The organism is Pedobacter sp. Leaf176 (assembly GCF_001424305.1).
GTDB lineage: Bacteria > Bacteroidota > Bacteroidia > Sphingobacteriales > Sphingobacteriaceae > Pedobacter.
Window position 1 is genome coordinate 13,224 of the sequence record NZ_LMPD01000008.1, and the last position, 18,154, is coordinate 31,377.

At 35.8% G+C, this 18,154-nt stretch carries 14 protein-coding genes; 8 read left to right on the forward strand and 6 right to left on the reverse strand.

All coding sequences use genetic code 11. The annotated features are described in order from the left end of the window. Window positions 1-197 precede the first annotated feature (197 nt). Window positions 198-1,706 carry a malate:quinone oxidoreductase gene (locus ASF92_RS19860; protein ID WP_056097490.1) on the forward strand — a complete coding sequence of 503 codons (1,509 nt, stop codon included), beginning with the start codon at window positions 198-200 and terminating at the stop codon, window positions 1,704-1,706. Window positions 1,707-1,788: 82 nt separating this feature from the next. Here ASF92_RS19860 and ytxJ read toward each other — a convergent pair whose 3' ends face one another. The 3 genes from ytxJ to ribH form a co-directional block, all read right to left on the reverse strand. Next, window positions 1,789-2,121 (reverse strand): bacillithiol system redox-active protein YtxJ, encoded by a 333-nt coding sequence (ytxJ, locus tag ASF92_RS19865; RefSeq protein ID WP_056097491.1) that lies wholly within the window; start codon window positions 2,119-2,121, stop codon window positions 1,789-1,791. 81 nt (window positions 2,122-2,202) lie between these two features. Continuing rightward, window positions 2,203-2,325 (reverse strand): hypothetical protein, encoded by a 123-nt coding sequence (locus ASF92_RS21520; RefSeq protein WP_255352363.1) that lies wholly within the window; start codon window positions 2,323-2,325, stop codon window positions 2,203-2,205. A gap of 49 nt (window positions 2,326-2,374) precedes the next feature. Further along, window positions 2,375-2,866 (reverse strand): 6,7-dimethyl-8-ribityllumazine synthase, encoded by a 492-nt coding sequence (gene ribH, locus ASF92_RS19870; protein ID WP_056097492.1) that lies wholly within the window; start codon window positions 2,864-2,866, stop codon window positions 2,375-2,377. 170 nt (window positions 2,867-3,036) lie between these two features. Between ribH and ASF92_RS19875 the strand changes: the two genes are divergently transcribed. Beyond that, the gene (locus ASF92_RS19875; protein WP_056097493.1) at window positions 3,037-9,447 is read left to right on the forward strand and encodes an alpha-2-macroglobulin family protein; all 6,411 of its coding nucleotides are present in this window, start codon (window positions 3,037-3,039) and stop codon (window positions 9,445-9,447) included. Here the strand turns inward: ASF92_RS19875 and ASF92_RS19880 are convergent, their stop codons facing one another. Genes ASF92_RS19880 through ASF92_RS19890 form a run of 3 tightly spaced genes read right to left on the reverse strand, consistent with a single transcriptional unit; the run spans window position 9,448 to window position 13,165 of the window. Then, window positions 9,448-10,122 (reverse strand): LytTR family DNA-binding domain-containing protein, encoded by a 675-nt coding sequence (locus tag ASF92_RS19880; protein WP_056097494.1) that lies wholly within the window; start codon window positions 10,120-10,122, stop codon window positions 9,448-9,450. After that, window positions 10,123-11,634, reverse strand: a complete 1,512-nt coding sequence (locus ASF92_RS19885; protein WP_056097495.1) for a TlpA disulfide reductase family protein — start codon at window positions 11,632-11,634, stop codon at window positions 10,123-10,125. It abuts the gene before it with no gap. Window positions 11,635-11,659: 25 nt separating this feature from the next. Then, the gene (locus ASF92_RS19890; protein WP_056097496.1) at window positions 11,660-13,165 is read right to left on the reverse strand and encodes a sensor histidine kinase; all 1,506 of its coding nucleotides are present in this window, start codon (window positions 13,163-13,165) and stop codon (window positions 11,660-11,662) included. A gap of 199 nt (window positions 13,166-13,364) precedes the next feature. On the opposite strand from ASF92_RS19890, the gene ASF92_RS19895 reads away from it, so the two are divergent. The 6 genes from ASF92_RS19895 (at window position 13,365) to ASF92_RS19920 (ending at window position 18,109) form a co-directional block, all read left to right on the forward strand. After that, window positions 13,365-13,712, forward strand: a complete 348-nt coding sequence (locus ASF92_RS19895; RefSeq protein ID WP_056097497.1) for a Spx/MgsR family RNA polymerase-binding regulatory protein — start codon at window positions 13,365-13,367, stop codon at window positions 13,710-13,712. 65 nt (window positions 13,713-13,777) lie between these two features. Next, the gene (locus tag ASF92_RS19900; RefSeq protein ID WP_056097498.1) at window positions 13,778-14,521 is read left to right on the forward strand and encodes a hypothetical protein; all 744 of its coding nucleotides are present in this window, start codon (window positions 13,778-13,780) and stop codon (window positions 14,519-14,521) included. Between the two features lie 104 nt (window positions 14,522-14,625). Next, a complete protein-coding gene (locus ASF92_RS19905; protein WP_056097499.1) occupies window positions 14,626-16,617 on the forward strand; it encodes a M1 family metallopeptidase in 1,992 nt (663 codons plus the stop codon). An 81-nt stretch (window positions 16,618-16,698) separates the two neighbouring features. Beyond that, complete coding sequence (locus ASF92_RS19910; protein ID WP_231729874.1) at window positions 16,699-17,307, forward strand: trans-aconitate 2-methyltransferase; 609 nt, start codon at window positions 16,699-16,701, stop codon at window positions 17,305-17,307. 27 nt (window positions 17,308-17,334) lie between these two features. Next, window positions 17,335-17,556, forward strand: a complete 222-nt coding sequence (locus tag ASF92_RS19915) for a VF530 family DNA-binding protein (RefSeq protein WP_056097501.1) — start codon at window positions 17,335-17,337, stop codon at window positions 17,554-17,556. Between the two features lie 154 nt (window positions 17,557-17,710). Then, on the forward strand, window positions 17,711-18,109 hold the full coding sequence (locus tag ASF92_RS19920; protein WP_157264002.1) for a hypothetical protein: 399 nt from the start codon (window positions 17,711-17,713) through the stop codon (window positions 18,107-18,109). The last annotated feature ends 45 nt before the right edge of the window (window positions 18,110-18,154 follow it).

Consider the following 18,154-nt stretch of genomic DNA (forward strand, 5'->3'; position numbering starts at 1 on the left):
GAAAAAAGCTGGTTCGCAATTTTGATCTAGATAAACCGTTTAAAAACGCGAAAAATCATTTTTTTGGATTAAACTTTGTTATCTCTCTTAAAATTGGTATTTATTTTCTAATTTTTCAGCAATTTTTAAGGATTAATTGTTTAAAAATTAGCTACATATTTAATTTCATTCTAAATTTGTAATTCCTTTAAAATAAGATGACAAAAAAGAAAAAGACAGTTGGTAAAACTGACGCAGATGTAATTTTGATTGGTGCCGGCATCATGAGTGCGACCCTTGGTGTTTTATTAAAAGAGTTAGAACCTGATTTAAGTATAGAAATTTACGAGCGACTTGATAATGCGGCCGCAGAAAGTTCTGATGCGTGGAATAACGCGGGTACAGGCCACTCGGCTTTTTGCGAATTAAATTATACGCCTGAGAAAAAAGACGGTTCAGTAGAGATAAAGAAAGCGGTTCAGATAGCCGAACATTTTGAAGTTTCTAAACAGTTCTGGGCTTATCTGATAGAAAAAGGCTTGGTTTCAAATCCCGAAAATTTCATTCGTAAAATTCCTCATATGAGTTTTGTATGGGGGAAAAAAAATGTGGATTTTCTCCGGAATCGTTATGAAGCGTTGAATAAATGTGATTTGTTTAGCGACATGAAATACACTGAAGATGCCGATGTTGTAAAAGACTGGGCGCCTTTAATTATGGATGGTCGTAAAAAGAATGAGAAAATTGCGGCTACAAGAATGGATTTGGGAACGGACGTTAATTTCGGTTCTTTAACCCGTGATATGTTCAGTTATCTGAAAGAACAGAAAAATGTTAATCTTTATTTTAATCACGAAATTCGCGATTTAAATAAAAATGCGGAGGGCAACTGGAGCGTCAAAGTTAAGGATTTAGAAAGTGGCGATAAACGTAAACGTGTTGCGAAATTTGTTTTTATAGGTGCTGGTGGTGGTTCTTTACCCTTATTGGAAAAATCTGATATTCCTGAAGGAAAAGGTTTTGGCGGGTTCCCGGTTAGCGGGCAATGGTTGAAGTGTACCAATGAGGAAATTATTGCTAAACATCATGCAAAAGTTTATGGAAAAGCCGCAGTAGGTGCGCCGCCAATGTCTGTTCCGCATTTAGATACCAGGATGATCAATGGTAAACAAGCTTTATTGTTTGGTCCGTACGCAGGTTTTTCTACAAAATTTTTAAAAAACGGGTCATTTTTGGATTTACCAAAATCCATTAAATTTAACAACATCCGTCCGATGCTTTCGGCGGGCTTGCATAATCTTGATTTAACAAAATACCTGATTGATCAGGTTAGACAATCGCCTGAAGATAGATTAGAAGCTTTAAAAGAATATTTACCAACTGCTGAGTTGAAAGACTGGGAGTTGGAATATGCCGGCCAGCGCGTTCAGGTGATCAAGAAGGATGAGAAGAAAGGTGGCGTATTAGAATTTGGAACCGAAGTGGTAAGTGCAGGCGATGGTTCTATTGCCGCTTTATTGGGTGCTTCTCCAGGAGCCTCAACTGCCGTTTCCATCATGCTAGATTTATTGGATCGTTGTTTCAAAGAAGATTTAGCAACGCCTGAATGGCAAACAAAAATCAAAGAAATGATTCCGACCTATGGAAAAGCACTGGCAGACGATGCAGAACTTTGCAAAGCCACAAGGAGCAGAACATCGAGGATTTTAAAGATAGAGAAAAATTAAGCTTGATAGCCACAGATTAATAGGTTAATTAAGCTATCAATCTGTGGCTAATATTTTAAACTGAAATATTGATTTTGCAATATTAGGCAGCAATAACTTCAGCAACCTCTTCGGCTGATATATCACTGTGCGATGACTCTAAAATGCAATCGCCATCTTTAATTAATAGGATTTGCGGCGATTGATGGGCTACCTGAAAAACTTCGGCAATTTTATTTGAAATATCGCGATAAGCAATCAAATCTAAAAAGTAAAGCTTAGTATCCTCGGGAATTACATCCCAATCCATCTCGAAATTTTTTCTGGCCATCATACTGATGGAGCAACGTGTGCTGTGCTTGAAAATGAGGCTAAAACCGTTTGCGTTTTTTATCTCATCAAGCTGTTCAATCGAAGTTAAGTTAACCCAGGTCATGATTATTTTAAGTATTTTGTAGGTTAAACACTTTACAAAACATAAAGTTCTGTAAATGACCTAAAAATGAAAAAAGGATAATTAGTTTCTTCTACGCTTGCCTTCCGGATACGAACTGTATGCCGGGCAAAGTTTCGAAGAGCAGGATTCTAAAATAGTAATGGTGCAAAACACCGCCAATAATAAGATGGCAACTTTCTTCATCAGATATGATTTTAAATTTCTAAGTTACAAATAATTATCAAACGCAATACTAAATGTTTGAAGAAAATTCAGCCATTTTAATTGCTGTAATTGCAGCTTCGTCTCCTTTATTGCCATGTTTTCCGCCTGCGCGGTCTTGAGCCTGCTCCAGGTTATTGGTTGTTAAAACGCCAAAAATTACCGGTTTACTGTATTTAATGCCCACGTTGGTTAATCCCTGCGCAACGGCATCGCAAATGAAATCGAAGTGCTTCGTGTCTCCCTGAATAACACAGCCAAGGCAAATTACAGCATCCAGATCCGCTTTTTTACTTAACAAAATTTCAGCACCACCCGTTAATTCAAAACTCCCAGGAACGGGCAAAGAAATTATATTTTCTTCTTTTACGCCGTTTTCTAAAAGTGTTTTTAAAGCTCCATGGTACAATGCGCCTGTGATTTCCGCATTCCATTCGGCAACAATAATTCCGAATTTATAATTTGCACCATTCGGAACTGTAGTGTGAGAAAAATCAGATAGATTCTTTAGTTGTGTTGACATGCCGCAAAGATAGTGCTATGCATGGAATCTTAAAGAAGTTAATATGTAAATGTTGTAAGTTTATTAAAAAATGCATGTATCTATTTTGCGATTTTAGTTAATCAGTTAATTAAATTAATATTTATGGAATAAGAATAATTCTTCCATCTAAATATTAAAAGCTCCCGTTTATGAAAAACGCTCTACTTAAAACATTCTTAATTTTATTTTTTTTCGCTTGTAGTTTAACGTCCGATGCACAACAGAATCTTTACTTCTTAAAAGAATTTAAACGGGTAGATTCTCTTGCGAACATAGCTGAGCCAAAAGCCGCTTTAAGCTTAATTAATATATTGAATAGTAAAGCCAGGTTGCAGAAGAATAATGAAATGCTGATTAAGTCTGTTGTTTATCGAATGCTTTTTCAAAGTTATTTAGAAGAAAATCAATTTGTAACAATCATAAACGATTTGCAAAAAGATGTAAGCTTAGCCAAACAGCCAGCAAAAAGTGTTTTACAATCTTTACTGGCAGAAAGCTACTGGAAATATTACGAGAAAAATAGCTATCAATTTGCACAAAGAAGTAAGCTGAGTGGAGAAAATAGTAAAGATATTTCAACATGGTCTTTGCCTAAAATTACTGATGAAACAATAAAAAACTACTTAGCTTCTTTAGCTGAAACAACGCTTTTGCAAAATATTGAATCGGGTAAGATGAGGGATATCCTTATCGGCGATTCGTCAACCCGATACTTAAGGCCTACGCTCTACGATATTTTGGCACATCGGGCAATTGATGTTTTTATGAATACGCAAATAGAAGTTGCTAAGAATGACAACTCAATCGATTTTTCTAAAAATGAATTGTTTGTCGATTTTAAGGGTTTTCAAAAACTTAATTTTTCATCCTCAGATAGTTCTTCTTTTGCGGCACAGGCTTTTAAAATTTTCCAAACTTTAAATAAATATCATAATGATAACAGAAATATAGCAGCATTGGCCGATGTGGAACTAAAACGATTGAAATTTATTTATCAACGTAATGGGAGTGATAAACATGAAAATTTCTTTAATTCGCTTGAGACTTTAGCTGCATTTTCCGAGTCGACAGAAATATATGCTGATGTGCTTTGCGAGCAGGCAACGCTTATTCAAAAACAAAACCTGACATATTTTAATCCCGAAAATAAACTTATAAAGGCTGTAGAACTTGCCGAACGAGCGATTAAAGCTTATCCAAAAAGTATAGGAGCAACGAATGCGAAAAATCTAATTGATGAGATTAAAACAAAAAAGCTTGGGATCGAGATTAAGGGCTATAACATTCCTGATAATCCTTTTCAAATAAAATTTTCTTATAAAAATACTGATATCGCAGTTCTTAAGCTTTATAAATTAAAATCCGTTGATCCGGATTTTAATTTTGATAATGCGAAGCAGTATGATGAGTTCTTACATAAACGAAAACCAATTAAAGAGTGGCAAGTAAGTTTACCAAAAAAAGCAGATTATCGGGAGCATAATTTTATTGATAAAATAGAAGCTTTGCCAAGTGGCAACTATGTTTTGTTCGCCGGAGATTCGCGGGATACAAGCGCTACTGATTTAATTTCTTACGCAAATTTTAAAATTACAAAACTTGCAATTACCAGCAGGATTTCTGGTTTGGTTAACCATCAATACTTTATTTCGGATAGCAAAACTGGAAAGCCCTTAAAAAACGTTAACATAAATGAACGTTTGCGAGAATATATAAATGGGAAAAATATTTTAATTGATAGGGGGAGTGTTACGACGGATAAAAATGGTTTTGCTGAGAGTACATCTTATTTAAGTGTAAATAATGTTGTTTTCAATTTAGGTAGTGACTCTGTAAATATAAATGTTAACGGTAATAATTTTAGTTACAGGGAAGAAAGGAAAAAAGTTATCCTCTTTGCAGACAGGCCGATTTACCGCCCTGGGCAAATCGTTTATTTCAAAGGAATTTACCTTCAAAATGAAGATTACAAGAATTCCATTTTAGCTAAAGAAAATATAGATGTTGTGTTTAAGGATGTGAATTGGGCCGACATTCAAAAGCTATCTCTTACAACAAATGATTACGGAACTTTTCAAGGTTCGTTTACAATTCCACAAGGGAGATTAAACGGACGAATGCAAATTAATACCCGTTATGGTGGTATTACTATTCAGGTAGAAGAGTATAAGCGACCAACGTTCGAAATTACCTTTGATAAATTCAATGATAAGTATAATTTAAACGACAGTATTTTGGTAAATGGAAAAGCGATTACTTTTTCCGGTTATCCGGTTGGAGGCGCAAAGCTAAAATATACAATATTCAGAATTTCGATGCCAGATATGACCAGTAGGCATGCAGGTAATTTGGTCAAACAAATTGCTGTAGGTAAGGTACAGGTGAAAGACGATGGTCGTTTTACTTTTAATTTCTTAGCCCTGGCAGGATACGATTCGAATAAAAATTACATGTATAAAATAACTGTTGATGTTACGGATGTAAATGGCGAAACCAGAACATCCAGTACCGAGATTAAAGTTGGAGAAAAAGATATTAGATTAACTTTTAATTTGCCTGATAAAATCTTTTTAACCTCAAAAACAGATGGTTTCTCTTTTGATGTTTTAAATCTGAACAATCGACCGATAAATGCTAAAGTCGAAACCCAATGGTCGAAACTACAAGAGCCACAAACACTTACGATTAAAAATCCTTTTCAAGTAAAACCCGAAGCTTACTCTTTAAACAGAATCAATTTTAAAAAGAATTTCCCTACTGCTGAGTATAACGACGAATCGAACCCCGAGAGCTGGCCACTTTCAACAATTAGTTTTAATAAAAATATAGATATAGTAAATGGATTTGGCGAATTGCGACTTCATGATAAATCTTTATTATCTGGTTATTACAAAGTGAAAATTACGGCTATAAATAATGCTAATGATTCTGTATCAATTGATAAAATTGTACAGGTTTTTAATCAGAAGCCTGAAGTTATAGCAACAATAAACGATTGGCTTATTGCCGAAAATAGTGTAATTCCCAAATCGGGTACAGCAATTTTTAGAATTGCAGGTGTCTTGAATAACGCCGATGCTTATTATGAAGTTTATTATAAGGATAAAATTATCGATAAGGTTTGGTTAAAGGTTTCGCCCAAGCAACGCATCATCAAAATAAAAGCACAGCCCAATTTCGAAGATTCATTTAATGTTCAGTTTTCTATGGTTCAAAATGGTGTAATTTATCAATCGATGCAGTCAGTTTTAATAAAAGATGTCTCAAAAGAACTCGATGTTAAATTTTTATCATTTAGAGATAAATTACAGCCGGGCGAAAAGGAAAGCTGGAAATTGCGTATCACAAATAAAAATGGTGAAAAACAAATGGCCGAAATGGTGGCCACTTTGTACGATGCATCTTTAGATAATTTAAGTGTTATGAACTGGAATACCATTTATAAACAACAGTATAGCTACCATGCTTATAATTGGCAATCGGAGTTTAATAATTTAAAAACAGGGCAAGAACCCTGGTTTCTTAGAAATTACTATCGTTACTATCAACAACAATATCGGAATTATGAAAATGTTAATCTTTTAGGTTATGATTACTATGGTGGTTATAATAATGCCTATCATAATTATTTGAGAAAAATGGAGTTGGCTAGAAAGAAAGATTTGCTTGAGGTATTTGAAAAAACAATAGCACAATTAGATAAAGGAAAAGGTTTTTATGGTGTGGTTAATGATGCAAATGGATTTGCAGTACCAGGCGCATTAGTTAAAAACGGGAAAATGACAACGTATACAGATCAGTTTGGTATTTATCAAATTGGCGCAAAAATTGGCGATAAGCTCTCTATTGTTTTTATAGGGTATTTACCAGCATCGGTTACATTAAATTCTTTAGGCAGAAATGATGTTATAATGAAAGAGGATAACCGTGCGCTTAACGAGGTTGTTATAACCGGTTATGGTACTCAGTTAAAAAGCACCGTTGCAGGAATTTCAGTAACGCTAGGAGATGAAGTGAACTCTAATAAAGCCCTGCTAAGGGAAGTGAAAACTGAAATCGGCGAAAGGTTTAATAAAAGCGGTTTAATTAGATCCGTAAGGACTTTAAACGGAGTGGCAGTAGCTGTAGATGATAACAAAACATATGATTTTGTATCGATTAATGCATACGATCCCAAAACGAATACTTATATTATTAATGGGAAACCGGTAAAGACATTTCCAAATATTGAAGCTCGTACCAATTTTAGTGAAACAGCATTCTTTTATCCGCAATTGCAAACTGATGAAGCTGGTGAAATTAATATAGATTTCACTATTCCGCAATCGTTAACTCGATTTAAAATGATGGGTTTTGCACATACAAAAGATTTAAAAACAGGAACAATTACTAAAGAGTTAGTCACGCAAAAACAATTAGCCATTTCGGCAAATGCGCCACGTTTTTTTCGCGAAGGCGATACCATTCTGTTTAGTGCGAGGTTAAATAATTTGTCAGGTAAAAATTTAAAAGGAGAGGCAATATTGGAAATCAGAGATGGCTTAACCCATAAATCGATTTCAATATTTGATAAACCCAATGATGGCATTCGGCAGTTTCAACTTGGAAGTGATGGGAATAAAGCTTTAAACTGGGTCTTAATAATTCCTTCGGGTTTAAGTGCAATTAGTTATAAGCTTTTAGCAAAATCAGAAGAATATTCTGATGGAGAAGAAATGACAATTCCAGTTTTACCAAATTCGATGCTTATTACTGAAAGTATGCCTTTAAATGTTCGCGGCGGAACGAGTAAAACTTTTGTTTTGGATAAACTATTTTCGTCGGGGAAATCGAAAACTTTAAATAATAAAGCGCTAACATTCGAGTTTACCTCCAATCCGGTTTGGTATGCGATCCAAGCCTTACCATATTTAATGGAATATCCGTTAGACTGTACTGAGCAAACTTTTAGCCGTTTCTATTCAAATAGTTTTGCAACAGGAATCATTAATTCATCTCCAAAAATTAAGCGGATTTTCGAATCGTGGAAACAAGTAAATAATGGTGAAGCGCTACTTTCTAACTTAGAGAGAAATGAAAATTTGAAATCGATTTTGCTCGAAGAAACACCTTGGGTACGCAATGCAGATAATGAAAGCGAACGTAAAAAACGTTTGGCTGTACTTTTCGACTTAAACAGAATGACCAATGAATTAAAAGCTAATTTCCAGAAGTTAGAAAGTATGCAAAATGCGAATGGTTCTTTCCCTTGGTTTAGCGGTATGGCTGAAGATAGATACATTACCCAACACATTGTTTTAGGGATGGGCCAATTAAAACAATCGAAATTGGTCGACGAAAAAGCGTTTCCAAATTTTAACAAAATGCTTAATAAGGCAATTGCTTATTTGGACGGGCAATTTATAAACGATTATAAAAAGGAATCTACTATTAAAAAAGTAGGTTACTTACCTTTACATTATTTATATGCAAGAAGTTATAGTTCGATAAAAAATGATGAGCCGAACTTTCATAAAGTTTTAACTTTTTATCTCAAGAAAATTAAAGAAAGCTGGATACTGATGGATCCTTACCAACAAGGGCAAGCAGCTCTAATTTTAAGTAGAAATGGTAATAAAGTTGAAGCGCAAAAGGTTTTAAAACTCTTAAAGGAAAGGGCACTAAAAACTGATGAGTTTGGTATGTATTGGGCTAACAACCGTAATGGTTATTGGTGGTATCAAAATTCTGTAGAAACTCAATCTCTGCTCATAGAAGCTTTTGACGAGATTACAGCAGACGCAAAATCGGTTGAAGAAATGAAAATCTGGCTGCTTAAAAACAAACAAACTAGCAATTGGAAAACTACAAAAGCTACCGTTGCTGCTTGTTATGCATTATTAATGAAAGGCACCGATTTATTAGGCGAAAGTAACGAGCCCGAAATTATAATTGGCCATCAGAAACTAGTCGATCTACAGCAGCCCAATGCTACAAAGGAAGCCGGAACGGGCTATCAAAAGTTAACTATTGCTGGTGCTGATGTAAAACCTGAAATGGGTAAGGTGCAAGCTATAAATAACAACAAAACAATGGCATGGGGAGCACTTTACTGGCAGTATTTCGAACAGTTAGATAAAATCACTTCAGCCAGTACAGGAATTACTATAAAAAAGCAATTGTTTATCCAAAAAAGTAACGCCAAGGGAGATGTTTTGACACCACTGACTGCAACAAATGTTTTGGCTCCCGGCGATTTATTAAAGGTGCGTATAGAGATTTATTGCGACCGGAATATGGAATATATTCATTTGAAAGATACGCGGTCGTCGGGTTTTGAGCCTGTAAATGTCATTTCTCGTTATAAATATCAGGATGGTTTGGGCTATTATGAAAGTACAAAAGATGCATCGACCAATTTCTTCATCAGTTATATGCCAAAGGGCACCTATGTGTTTGAATATCCGTTGCGGGTTACACATGCCGGAAATTTTTCAAATGGAATTAGCAGCTTGCAAAGTATGTACGCTCCGGAATTTACCACTCACTCAGCAGGAATCAGGGTAAATGTAAAACCTTAATCAGGTCAACTGAATACCGGTATACGTTGCGCCTATTGGGATCATTTTTGTTCCTATCCAAATCTGGCTTCGGTCAAATTTGGATATTTTATTTTTAGCGACTATGAATGCTCTATGGCAGCGAATAAAATCGTTTTTTGGCAAAATTTCCGCTAAATCATTTATCGTAATTCTAGAGCTCAGCAGCTTATCCTTAAGTTGAATCTGTGTATAATTTCCAGAGGCTTCCACATAAATGATCTCATCTAATTCAACCTTAATCTGTTCATAACCGTCTTTCACGAAAATGTATTCAGATTTTGAATCCATCTTTTGATTTCGCAGATTGAACAGCTCCTGTGCTTTATTGCACGCCTTTAAAAAACGCGAAAGTGAAAAAGGTTTTAACAAATAATCAACAGCATCAAGTTCAAAACTTTGAACGGCATGTTCGGTATAAGCCGTAGTAAAAATCACCATCGGCGGCTTAGTCAAACTCTTCAAAAAATCAATGCCGCTGATGTCCGGCATTTTGATGTCGAGAAAAATTAGATCAATTTTATTGGATTGCAAGTAGCTTATCGCTTCAAAGGCATTTGTGAAAACGGCATTTAGCTCCACAAAAGGTACTTTTGAAGCATGAGACCTGATGATGTCTAGCGCTATCGGTTCATCGTCTATTGCAATGGCGGTCATTTAATATTTAGTTTTTGTCAGAACTGATTCTATCTGTTTGTACAGTTCTTCTTTATCACTAGGTCTTAAAGCTTTACTTACGGCTAGGTTACCTTCGCTGTCAAAGATAAAATATTGCGGATAGTATTCGGCCTTGTCCGGATTATTTTTCAATAATTCCTTCCAGAATGGTGAAATTGTTTTCCTGTTTTTGCGCAAATGATTTCCGGTCAATCCATTGACTTTTATAAATTCTCTCCATACTTCGTCGCGTTCATCGTCATCCATATCGAGGTACACAAACTCAAGATTCTTGTTTGCAAATTTTCTTTTTAGTGGTAAATTATATTTCAGCTCATCTTTACATGGTCCGCACCAGGTTCCCCAAACGTCTAGGTAAACAACTTTTCCTTTGAATTTTTTGATCACCTCATAAATAGAAGTCACTTTATCATAGTTATTAATAATTTTTATTGAGTCATTAGTTTCATTTCTACGAAGGGCAATTTTCAGTTTATTTATTTTATTTAGAATATCACTATTATATTTACTTTTAGGAAAATGACTGATGAAAGCATCTTTCAGTGCTTCAGCCTGTCTCAAGTCTTTGTCTTCATATAAGTTAAGAATTTCCTGATATGAATGTTTTTCTGTAACGGCTTCAGGCAAATTTTTAGTAAAGCCAATCCATCTCCAATAGGGTTTGCCATATTTTTTTACAATTGTATTTGCACTATCCAGACTTATTTCAAAGTAGGGTATGGATTCAGTTGGTTTAATATTTTCAGCTTTTATCCGCCTGAAGGCTTTGGTTTCGAGATACCTGATGTAATTATTAGCGAAGGCAAAATATTGTGGACCTGCATTATCCAAATCGGGCTTTCCTGTAGTTCCGTCAAATATTTCTAAAATTAAGCTTTCAACAACCTCCCTGTCTTTAATTTGTGTTCTTGCTAAATCATTCAGATAATTGTAAGCGATGAACTTAACCTCTGATGAAATTAAAGTTTTATCCGCTGCTGAAATTTCTGACTGGTTAATGATATCAATCTTTTTGTCTCGCTGGGCGAAATAAGGCATAAGGACCTGCTCTTTCAATTGATTTAGTGAAAGTGTCGAAAACTTGTTGTTGTCTGCATTTTGGAAGAAGAATGGATATTCTTCAAGATTAATTCGCTCCAATACCTTATTTTCGGCTAATGCGGAGCCAGAAACAGCATTTAATGAAGTATCGATAACATTTAAATCAATATGTAGACCTTTTGATGGAGTTAATAAAAGGGTAAAAAATTTTCTCTGGAAAATTAGACTGCTCAATTTCTGAGTTTTCAAAGGCAAAACAATGCCAAAGTTGCCGTTTTTATCTATCGGAATGTTAATGGAATTTTCTTTGTGAAAACCAAAAACAACCGGGATGTTGAGTTGTAAATCTTCCTTTCCCGAGTAATTTTTAATTTTTCCTGTAAGCTTAAATTGGGCAAAAGTATTCGTTATTGCCGCTGTAATAAGTAGCAGCGTAATTAGTGTTTTCATAAAACTTATCTATAATTTGAAGATATTAATCCAACTGTAAGGTTAAGTGAATAAAGAATTCTTTTGCACTTTCGCGGATAATCAATTCATGTTTGCCATGGTAAAGGTGCAATAGGCGTTGCTTTACATTCTCCAAACCAATACCACTTTTTAATTTTTCAGGGTCATTATCGGCCTTTAAATGAATGCTGTTATGCACGTCGAAATAGAGGGTGCTCTCTTTGGTTTGAAGTGTAATTTTAATATGCGACGGTTGTTGCAAGCTAATACCGTGTTTAAAAGCATTTTCTACAAAAGGAATTAATAGCATTGGTGTAATTTGTAGGTTGTTCAACTGCTCATCAATCTGAGTTTCTATTCTGATGTCCGCAGAACGCGATGTCCTCAGTTTTTGCAAATCAATGTAATTATTCAGGTATTCAACTTCGCGGGTCAATGAAATTTTATCCTGCATATTCTCATGTAACATGAACCGCATCATATCGCCGAGTTTTTGTATGCCTTCGCCGGTGCGTTCGGCATTTTCCTGCAAGGCTGTTCCAAACAAAGTATTTAAAGCATTAAATAGAAAGTGCGGGTTAATTTGCGATTGTAAGAAACTTAGGCTTGCATCAGACTTGCCTAATTCCGTTTTTAACGCCGTAATTTCTGTTCTGTTGGCTAAGCGTCTTTTGTAAATATACCATGACAGTGGCGCACTGATTACCAGTTGTGTTGGCATGTGGAACAGAAATACGATAAAAAACATTTCTATTCGCCAGATAAATAAAGTTGAAATCAACCCTAGTGGGACTGCGAGTAAAATCGAGATGAAAAATACCTGCCAGAAATAAACTTTAAAAGGCTTTTCTTTAGCAAAATTTTGTGGAAGCAGTGTATAAATAGAATAAACCACGATGCCAATTGCGGAGAAAATTACCAGTGTCCAGCATATGCTTAGTTCGATTCCAGAGTTGCTCGAAATCCAGAGCAAAAGACCAACAAACCAAAAGCCCAGTCCAAAGCCGATATCAACTTTCATTTGTGTTTCCTCATCAGCACTTTTGTCTTTATTGTCAGAGAGATAACTTACAAAAGCTTTGATAAGCGCGTAAGCTGAAATGATTACAATAGACCACATGCTGTAAACATAGCCTTTAAAGAAAATTCGGTTGTAAGCATGTTGTAAATCAGCATAATCTAATAATGTGTAGGCCTCAGAATAGGTTTTGCAAATGCTGAAGATTAATCCGCCTATTAGGAATAAGCCCGCAAGTAAAAAGCTGTTGGCAAACACATTCTGCTTTTTAAGAAATGCGGGCATGATGCAAAAGTTTATTGCTAGAAAACTGAGGTATAAAATAGAAAAGCGAAAAAGTTCCGGTACCAGGTAATTAGAGAAGTAAGAGTATGTTACTTTTTCGTTTAAAAAGTTATAGTAATTTTCATTACGTATTCTGGCATCAGCACCCGATATAAGTAAAACAACAACCAGAATATAGAGGGCTGTAGAAATCCAGAATTCAACTTTACGTAAATCTTTAAAATCCATTTTGTTTCTTTTGATGCTGCAATTTTAGTTACGTAAAGCTAATTTATTTTTAAAATGTGATGGATGACTCAAATAATGTGATGAATTACCTGGATTTGCAGGATGTAGGGATTTTAGGATTAATTCGTCACTCGTTTATACGCCCACGGTTTAGAATTCAATTATTATCTTTGGAGAAATTCACCCACTTGTAAGTATCATGATAGTTTACGGAATACCAAATTGCAATACAGTTAAAAAATCTCTGGACTGGTTAAAAGCGCATAAAATTGATTTTGAATTTCACGATTTCAAGAAAAAGGGAATAACCGCAGAAAAGTTGGCCGAATGGTGCAAAGTATTTGGTTGGGAAACTGTGCTCAACAGAAAAGGTTTAACCTGGAGAAAACTTTCGAAAGAAGAACAAAGTACCATCGATAACCAGGAAAAAGCGATTGCCTATTTAGTTCAACATACCAGTGCCATCAAACGACCGGTTATAGAAAAAAATAATCATGCGATTTTAATTTCTTTTGATGAAAGCCGCTATGTCGAAACACTTGGTTAAGTCGGTTGTTTATGTTAAAGTTGTTAAATCAAAATATTAACTTCTAAACTAATATACTTTTGAATATGTATAAGCTGATTATTTTCTTGTTTCTTGCGGTTCCCTTCGTTTCGTTTGCTCAATCGAGTGTAAGTACCGGTGCTATTTTCGATTTTTCAAGAAAAGCCAGTCCTTTACCAGGCGTAACAATCAGAAATTTAAACAGCAAAAAAATAACCTCTGCAAGTGCGTCGGGTAGATTCACCATTGCCGCTAATACAGGCGATTTACTGGAATTCTCTTTAGTAGGCTACATTACTGATACGCTTTACTTAACAAATTTATTGCCTAAAACCATTTACATGGTCGAAAGGAATACCAATTTGGGTGATGTGAATATTCAGGGCGTAAAAATAAATAAGGAAATACTATCTCCTGATCCAATGGCAGAAAAATACACGCTAATGGGGACGGGCGGTAATCTGGATAGGAAAAAGATGACCGATAAAGTTGGTGGTTTGAGCCTTAATCTTGGTTATGGCAAGTATAAACGCCAGCAAAGGAAAGAAGCAGAATTGGAGGAGCGTGAAAGATATCTGGCAGAAATTGATCAAAATTTTAATGAAAAAACCATAGCTAATCTTTTGAAGCTTGAGGGACAGGAATTGAAAAGTTTTATGATACTTTATCGTCCTTCGGTTTTAAAAGTACAATCAGAAAGGCCTTTTAAATATTCCTATTATATTGTACAGGCTTACCATGCCTGGCTGAAGTTGCCGCCCGCGGAAAGAAAATTAAAGGATTTACCGGACTTAAAAAAGGTAAATTAGAAAATATTAAATAAATCCACGGATACCTTGTAAAGTAACTTTATAAGCACAAAGAATACACTTTGTGCTTATTTTTTATATTTGCCGCCAAATAAATACATGTCATGAATATAAAATTTAACAAATTTTTCACCATGTGCTTAGTTTGCATGGCTTCTGCATTTTCAGCATCGGCTCAGCAAGCTACCACAACATCAGCCGTTCCAACAACCAACTATAGCCCTGCGGAAGCATTTGGGCCATTATTCTATACTCAAAATGGCAATGAGTTTCGTTCAGCAAATGGTGCGCCAGGCGCGAAGTACTGGCAAAACCGGGTAGATTATAACATTACTGCAAGCCTTGATGAAGCGAAAAGTATGGTTAGCGGTACAGTTACAATCACATATAAAAATAATAGTCCTGATAAATTACCTTACTTGTGGTTACAGTTAGATCAGAATACTTTTAAAGAAGGATCCCGCGGGCAGCAGGTAACGCCGGCTCGTAGCCGTTACGGCGCACAAGGTGAAAAATTTGATGGTGGTTATAAAATTAATAATGTTAGTGTTTCGCAAAAAACTGCTGCGGTTAAATTCACTTCCATTATTGAAGATACCAGAATGCAGATTCGTTTAGCTCAGCCGATGGCTGCTAACGGGGATGTTGTAACCATCAAAATGGATTATTCTTATACCGTTCCGAAAGAAGGATCGGATAGAACAGGTCATTTGACTACGCAAAACGGCGAAATTTTTGCAATTGCACAGTGGTTTCCACGCATGTGTGTTTACGATGATGTTTTAGGATGGAACACTTTGCCTTATTGGGGCGGAGGTGAATTTTATTGCGAATACGGAGATATAACTTTTGCAATTACAGCTCCTGCAACACATATTGTTATGGGTTCTGGTGAACTATTAAATCCTCAAGAAGTATTTACTGCCGAACAATTAAAAAGATGGAATGCCGCAAAAGCAAGCGATGCAACAATTCACATCCGTTCGGCTGAAGAAGTAACCGATCCTAAATCTCGTCCAGCGAAAGATAAATTAACCTGGAAATTCAAAATCATGAATGCCAGAGATGCGGCATGGGCATCATCTAAGTCATTTGTTTTAGATGCCGCCCGTATTAATTTCCCTAGCGGAAGAAAAGGACTTGCGGTTTCGGCGCAGCCAATCGAAAGTAACGGCGTAGATGCTTACGGTCGCGGGGTTGAATATGTAAAATCAACCATCGAACATTATTCTACAAAATGGTTTGAATATCCTTACCCGATGGCTGTTAACGTAGCTACAAATATCGGTGGTATGGAATATCCGGGTATCGTTTTTTGCGGATGGAAAGCAAAAAAAGGAAGTGCCTGGGGCGTAATCGATCACGAATTCGGTCACACCTGGTTCCCTATGATTGTCGGTTCAAATGAACGTAAGTACGGTTGGATGGATGAAGGTTTCAATACTTTCATAAACGGCATTTCGTCGCAAAATTTTAATAAAGGAGAATATAAAGAACGCGAAGCTGATATGAACCGCATAGGAAAGGCCGTAATTGGTAACTCTGTTTACGAAAATATTATGTTAATGCCCGACGGAATGGCAGAGCGTAACATTGGCCTTAACCTTTACAGCAAACCAGGATGGGGTTTAAACATTTTAAGAGATCAGGTTTTAGGCGAAGATAGGTTTGATTATGCTTTCCGTCAATACATTAAGAACTGGGCGTTTAAACACCCAACGCCTTTCGATTTCTTCCGTTCAATGGAAAACGGCGCTGGTGAAGATCTAGCCTGGTTCTGGAGAAGCTGGTGGCTAAATAACTGGAAAATGGACCAGGCAATTGGCGATGTTCAGCAAGTTAAAACTGATGGAAACGTTACGGCATACACAATTAAAGTTAACAACCTTGAAAAAATGCCAATGCCGATAATCCTTCAGGTTAAAACCAAAAGCGGTAAAACAGACATCATTAAGCTTCCAGTTGATGTGTGGATGAAAAACACCAGCTGGTTGGTTCGTTATCCGACAACAGAAGAAGTTACTTCTGTCGTTTTAGATCCAAACAAAGTACTCCCAGATTCTAACCCGGACAATAATACCTGGACAGCTCAGTAAAAAACTCAATAATGATTTCAAAAACCATTCTGAACTTCAGAATGGTTTTTGTTTTTTAATGGTTAATTATTTGATTGCATTATGGAAGGAAATCGCCAGAACGTTTTTGAGGTTTATAATAAGATCGGTGATTGGTTTGCTGAAAACCGACCTCGGAATTTGATGGAGAAGAAGTATCTTGATATGCTTATCTCACACATTCCGGCGGGTGGAAGTATTTTAGATGTAGGCTGTGGAACAGGTTTTCCGATTATGAATTATCTTTTAGAAAAAGGTTTTAACGTTACCGGCGTAGATGCGAGTGAGAAGATGCTTCAGTTGGCAGAGCGAAATTTCCCATCTAAAGAATTTATTTTAGCCGATATGAGGACGCTTTCGCTCAATAAAAAGTACGATGCTTTAATTGCCTGGCACAGCTTTTTTCATTTACCGGCTGCCGATCAGCCAGACGTGTTTAGCATTTTTAAAAGCCACCTGAATCCAAAGGGAATTTTAATCTTTACTTCAGGCACTACAAATGGCGAAGCCTGGGGTATGAACGGTGGTGAAAATTTATTCCACGCCTCTTTGGATTCTGAAGAGTACGAAACCCTTTTAGAAAAATACCATTTCAAGATATTGGAGCATGTAGTTGATGATGCTGACTGTGGAAACGCAACAATTTGGTTTGCGCAATATAATCCTTCCTAATTTTATTATTTGGCATAACTTTGTGCAATGAGTGAACAGCAAAAAAACAATCCGCTTCATGGCATTACTTTAGAAAAAATTGTAACTGAACTTCAATTGCATTATGGTTGGGAGAAATTAGGTTCACTAATTAGAATAGACTGTTTTAATAATAATCAAAGTATAAAATCGAGTTTAAAATTTCTGCGCAGGATGGACTGGGCAAGAAAAAAGGTAGAAGATTTATACCTGGATACCTTTGATAAATAAGATCTAATGACTGAATGAACGAATTTTGAATGAGTGAATAGGCTAGTAAGCAAATCCGATGTTTGTTTATTCAATCATCCCGTCATTAAATAATTTATGGCCCTATGCAACTTTTATCTGTGTCTACTCGTCATCTTAAATCTAAGCCTATGTAATGAAAAATATATTTTATTGTTTTTTACTAATACTTGTTCTGGACGGTTGTGCTATTTCAACCATGACAACGATTTATTCCATGTCGAAAGGCAAAATAGATACTCCTAAAAAAGAAATTTACCATGTTGTTTATCAGGCGAGCTTCGGCGATGGTTTAAAAGCTGATGTGGCTTACACTAATGAAAGTGGAAAGGAGACTGAATTAAAAGAAGTAAGTGGTATTTGGGAAAAAAGCGCTGCCTTAAAATCGGGAACACATGTTCAGCTTACAACTTTTGCCATTGCTAAGCATAAATCTAAAGGAGAATATAAAATCCTGGTTGACGGAAAAGTAGTTTCTGAGTATGTGCTGAGCGGAAGAAAGTTAAAATATACCTTTGCTTTCGACTTGCCGTAGTTCATGAACTAAAAAAAATCTTTTTTCTTGTCACATTTTAATTTT

Excerpts from the sequence above, each read along its gene's own strand:
- ASF92_RS21520 (WP_255352363.1), bottom strand. The coding sequence starts at position 2,325 with ATGAAGAAAGTTGCCATCTTATTATTGGCGGTGTTTTGCACCATTACT.
- ASF92_RS19910 (WP_231729874.1), top strand. The coding sequence starts at position 16,699 with ATGGAAGGAAATCGCCAGAACGTTTTTGAGGTTTATAATAAGATCGGT.
- ytxJ (WP_056097491.1), bottom strand. The coding sequence starts at position 2,121 with ATGACCTGGGTTAACTTAACTTCGATTGAACAGCTTGATGAGATAAAA.
- ASF92_RS19885 (WP_056097495.1), bottom strand. The coding sequence starts at position 11,634 with ATGAAAACACTAATTACGCTGCTACTTATTACAGCGGCAATAACGAAT.
- ASF92_RS19895 (WP_056097497.1), top strand. The coding sequence starts at position 13,365 with ATGATAGTTTACGGAATACCAAATTGCAATACAGTTAAAAAATCTCTG.
- ASF92_RS19920 (WP_157264002.1), top strand. The coding sequence starts at position 17,711 with ATGAAAAATATATTTTATTGTTTTTTACTAATACTTGTTCTGGACGGT.
- ASF92_RS19905 (WP_056097499.1), top strand. The coding sequence starts at position 14,626 with ATGAATATAAAATTTAACAAATTTTTCACCATGTGCTTAGTTTGCATG.
- ASF92_RS19915 (WP_056097501.1), top strand. The coding sequence starts at position 17,335 with ATGAGTGAACAGCAAAAAAACAATCCGCTTCATGGCATTACTTTAGAA.
- ASF92_RS19890 (WP_056097496.1), bottom strand. The coding sequence starts at position 13,165 with ATGGATTTTAAAGATTTACGTAAAGTTGAATTCTGGATTTCTACAGCC.
- ribH (WP_056097492.1), bottom strand. The coding sequence starts at position 2,866 with ATGTCAACACAACTAAAGAATCTATCTGATTTTTCTCACACTACAGTT.
- ASF92_RS19860 (WP_056097490.1), top strand. The coding sequence starts at position 198 with ATGACAAAAAAGAAAAAGACAGTTGGTAAAACTGACGCAGATGTAATT.
- ASF92_RS19880 (WP_056097494.1), bottom strand. The coding sequence starts at position 10,122 with ATGACCGCCATTGCAATAGACGATGAACCGATAGCGCTAGACATCATC.
- ASF92_RS19900 (WP_056097498.1), top strand. The coding sequence starts at position 13,778 with ATGTATAAGCTGATTATTTTCTTGTTTCTTGCGGTTCCCTTCGTTTCG.
- ASF92_RS19875 (WP_056097493.1), top strand. The coding sequence starts at position 3,037 with ATGAAAAACGCTCTACTTAAAACATTCTTAATTTTATTTTTTTTCGCT.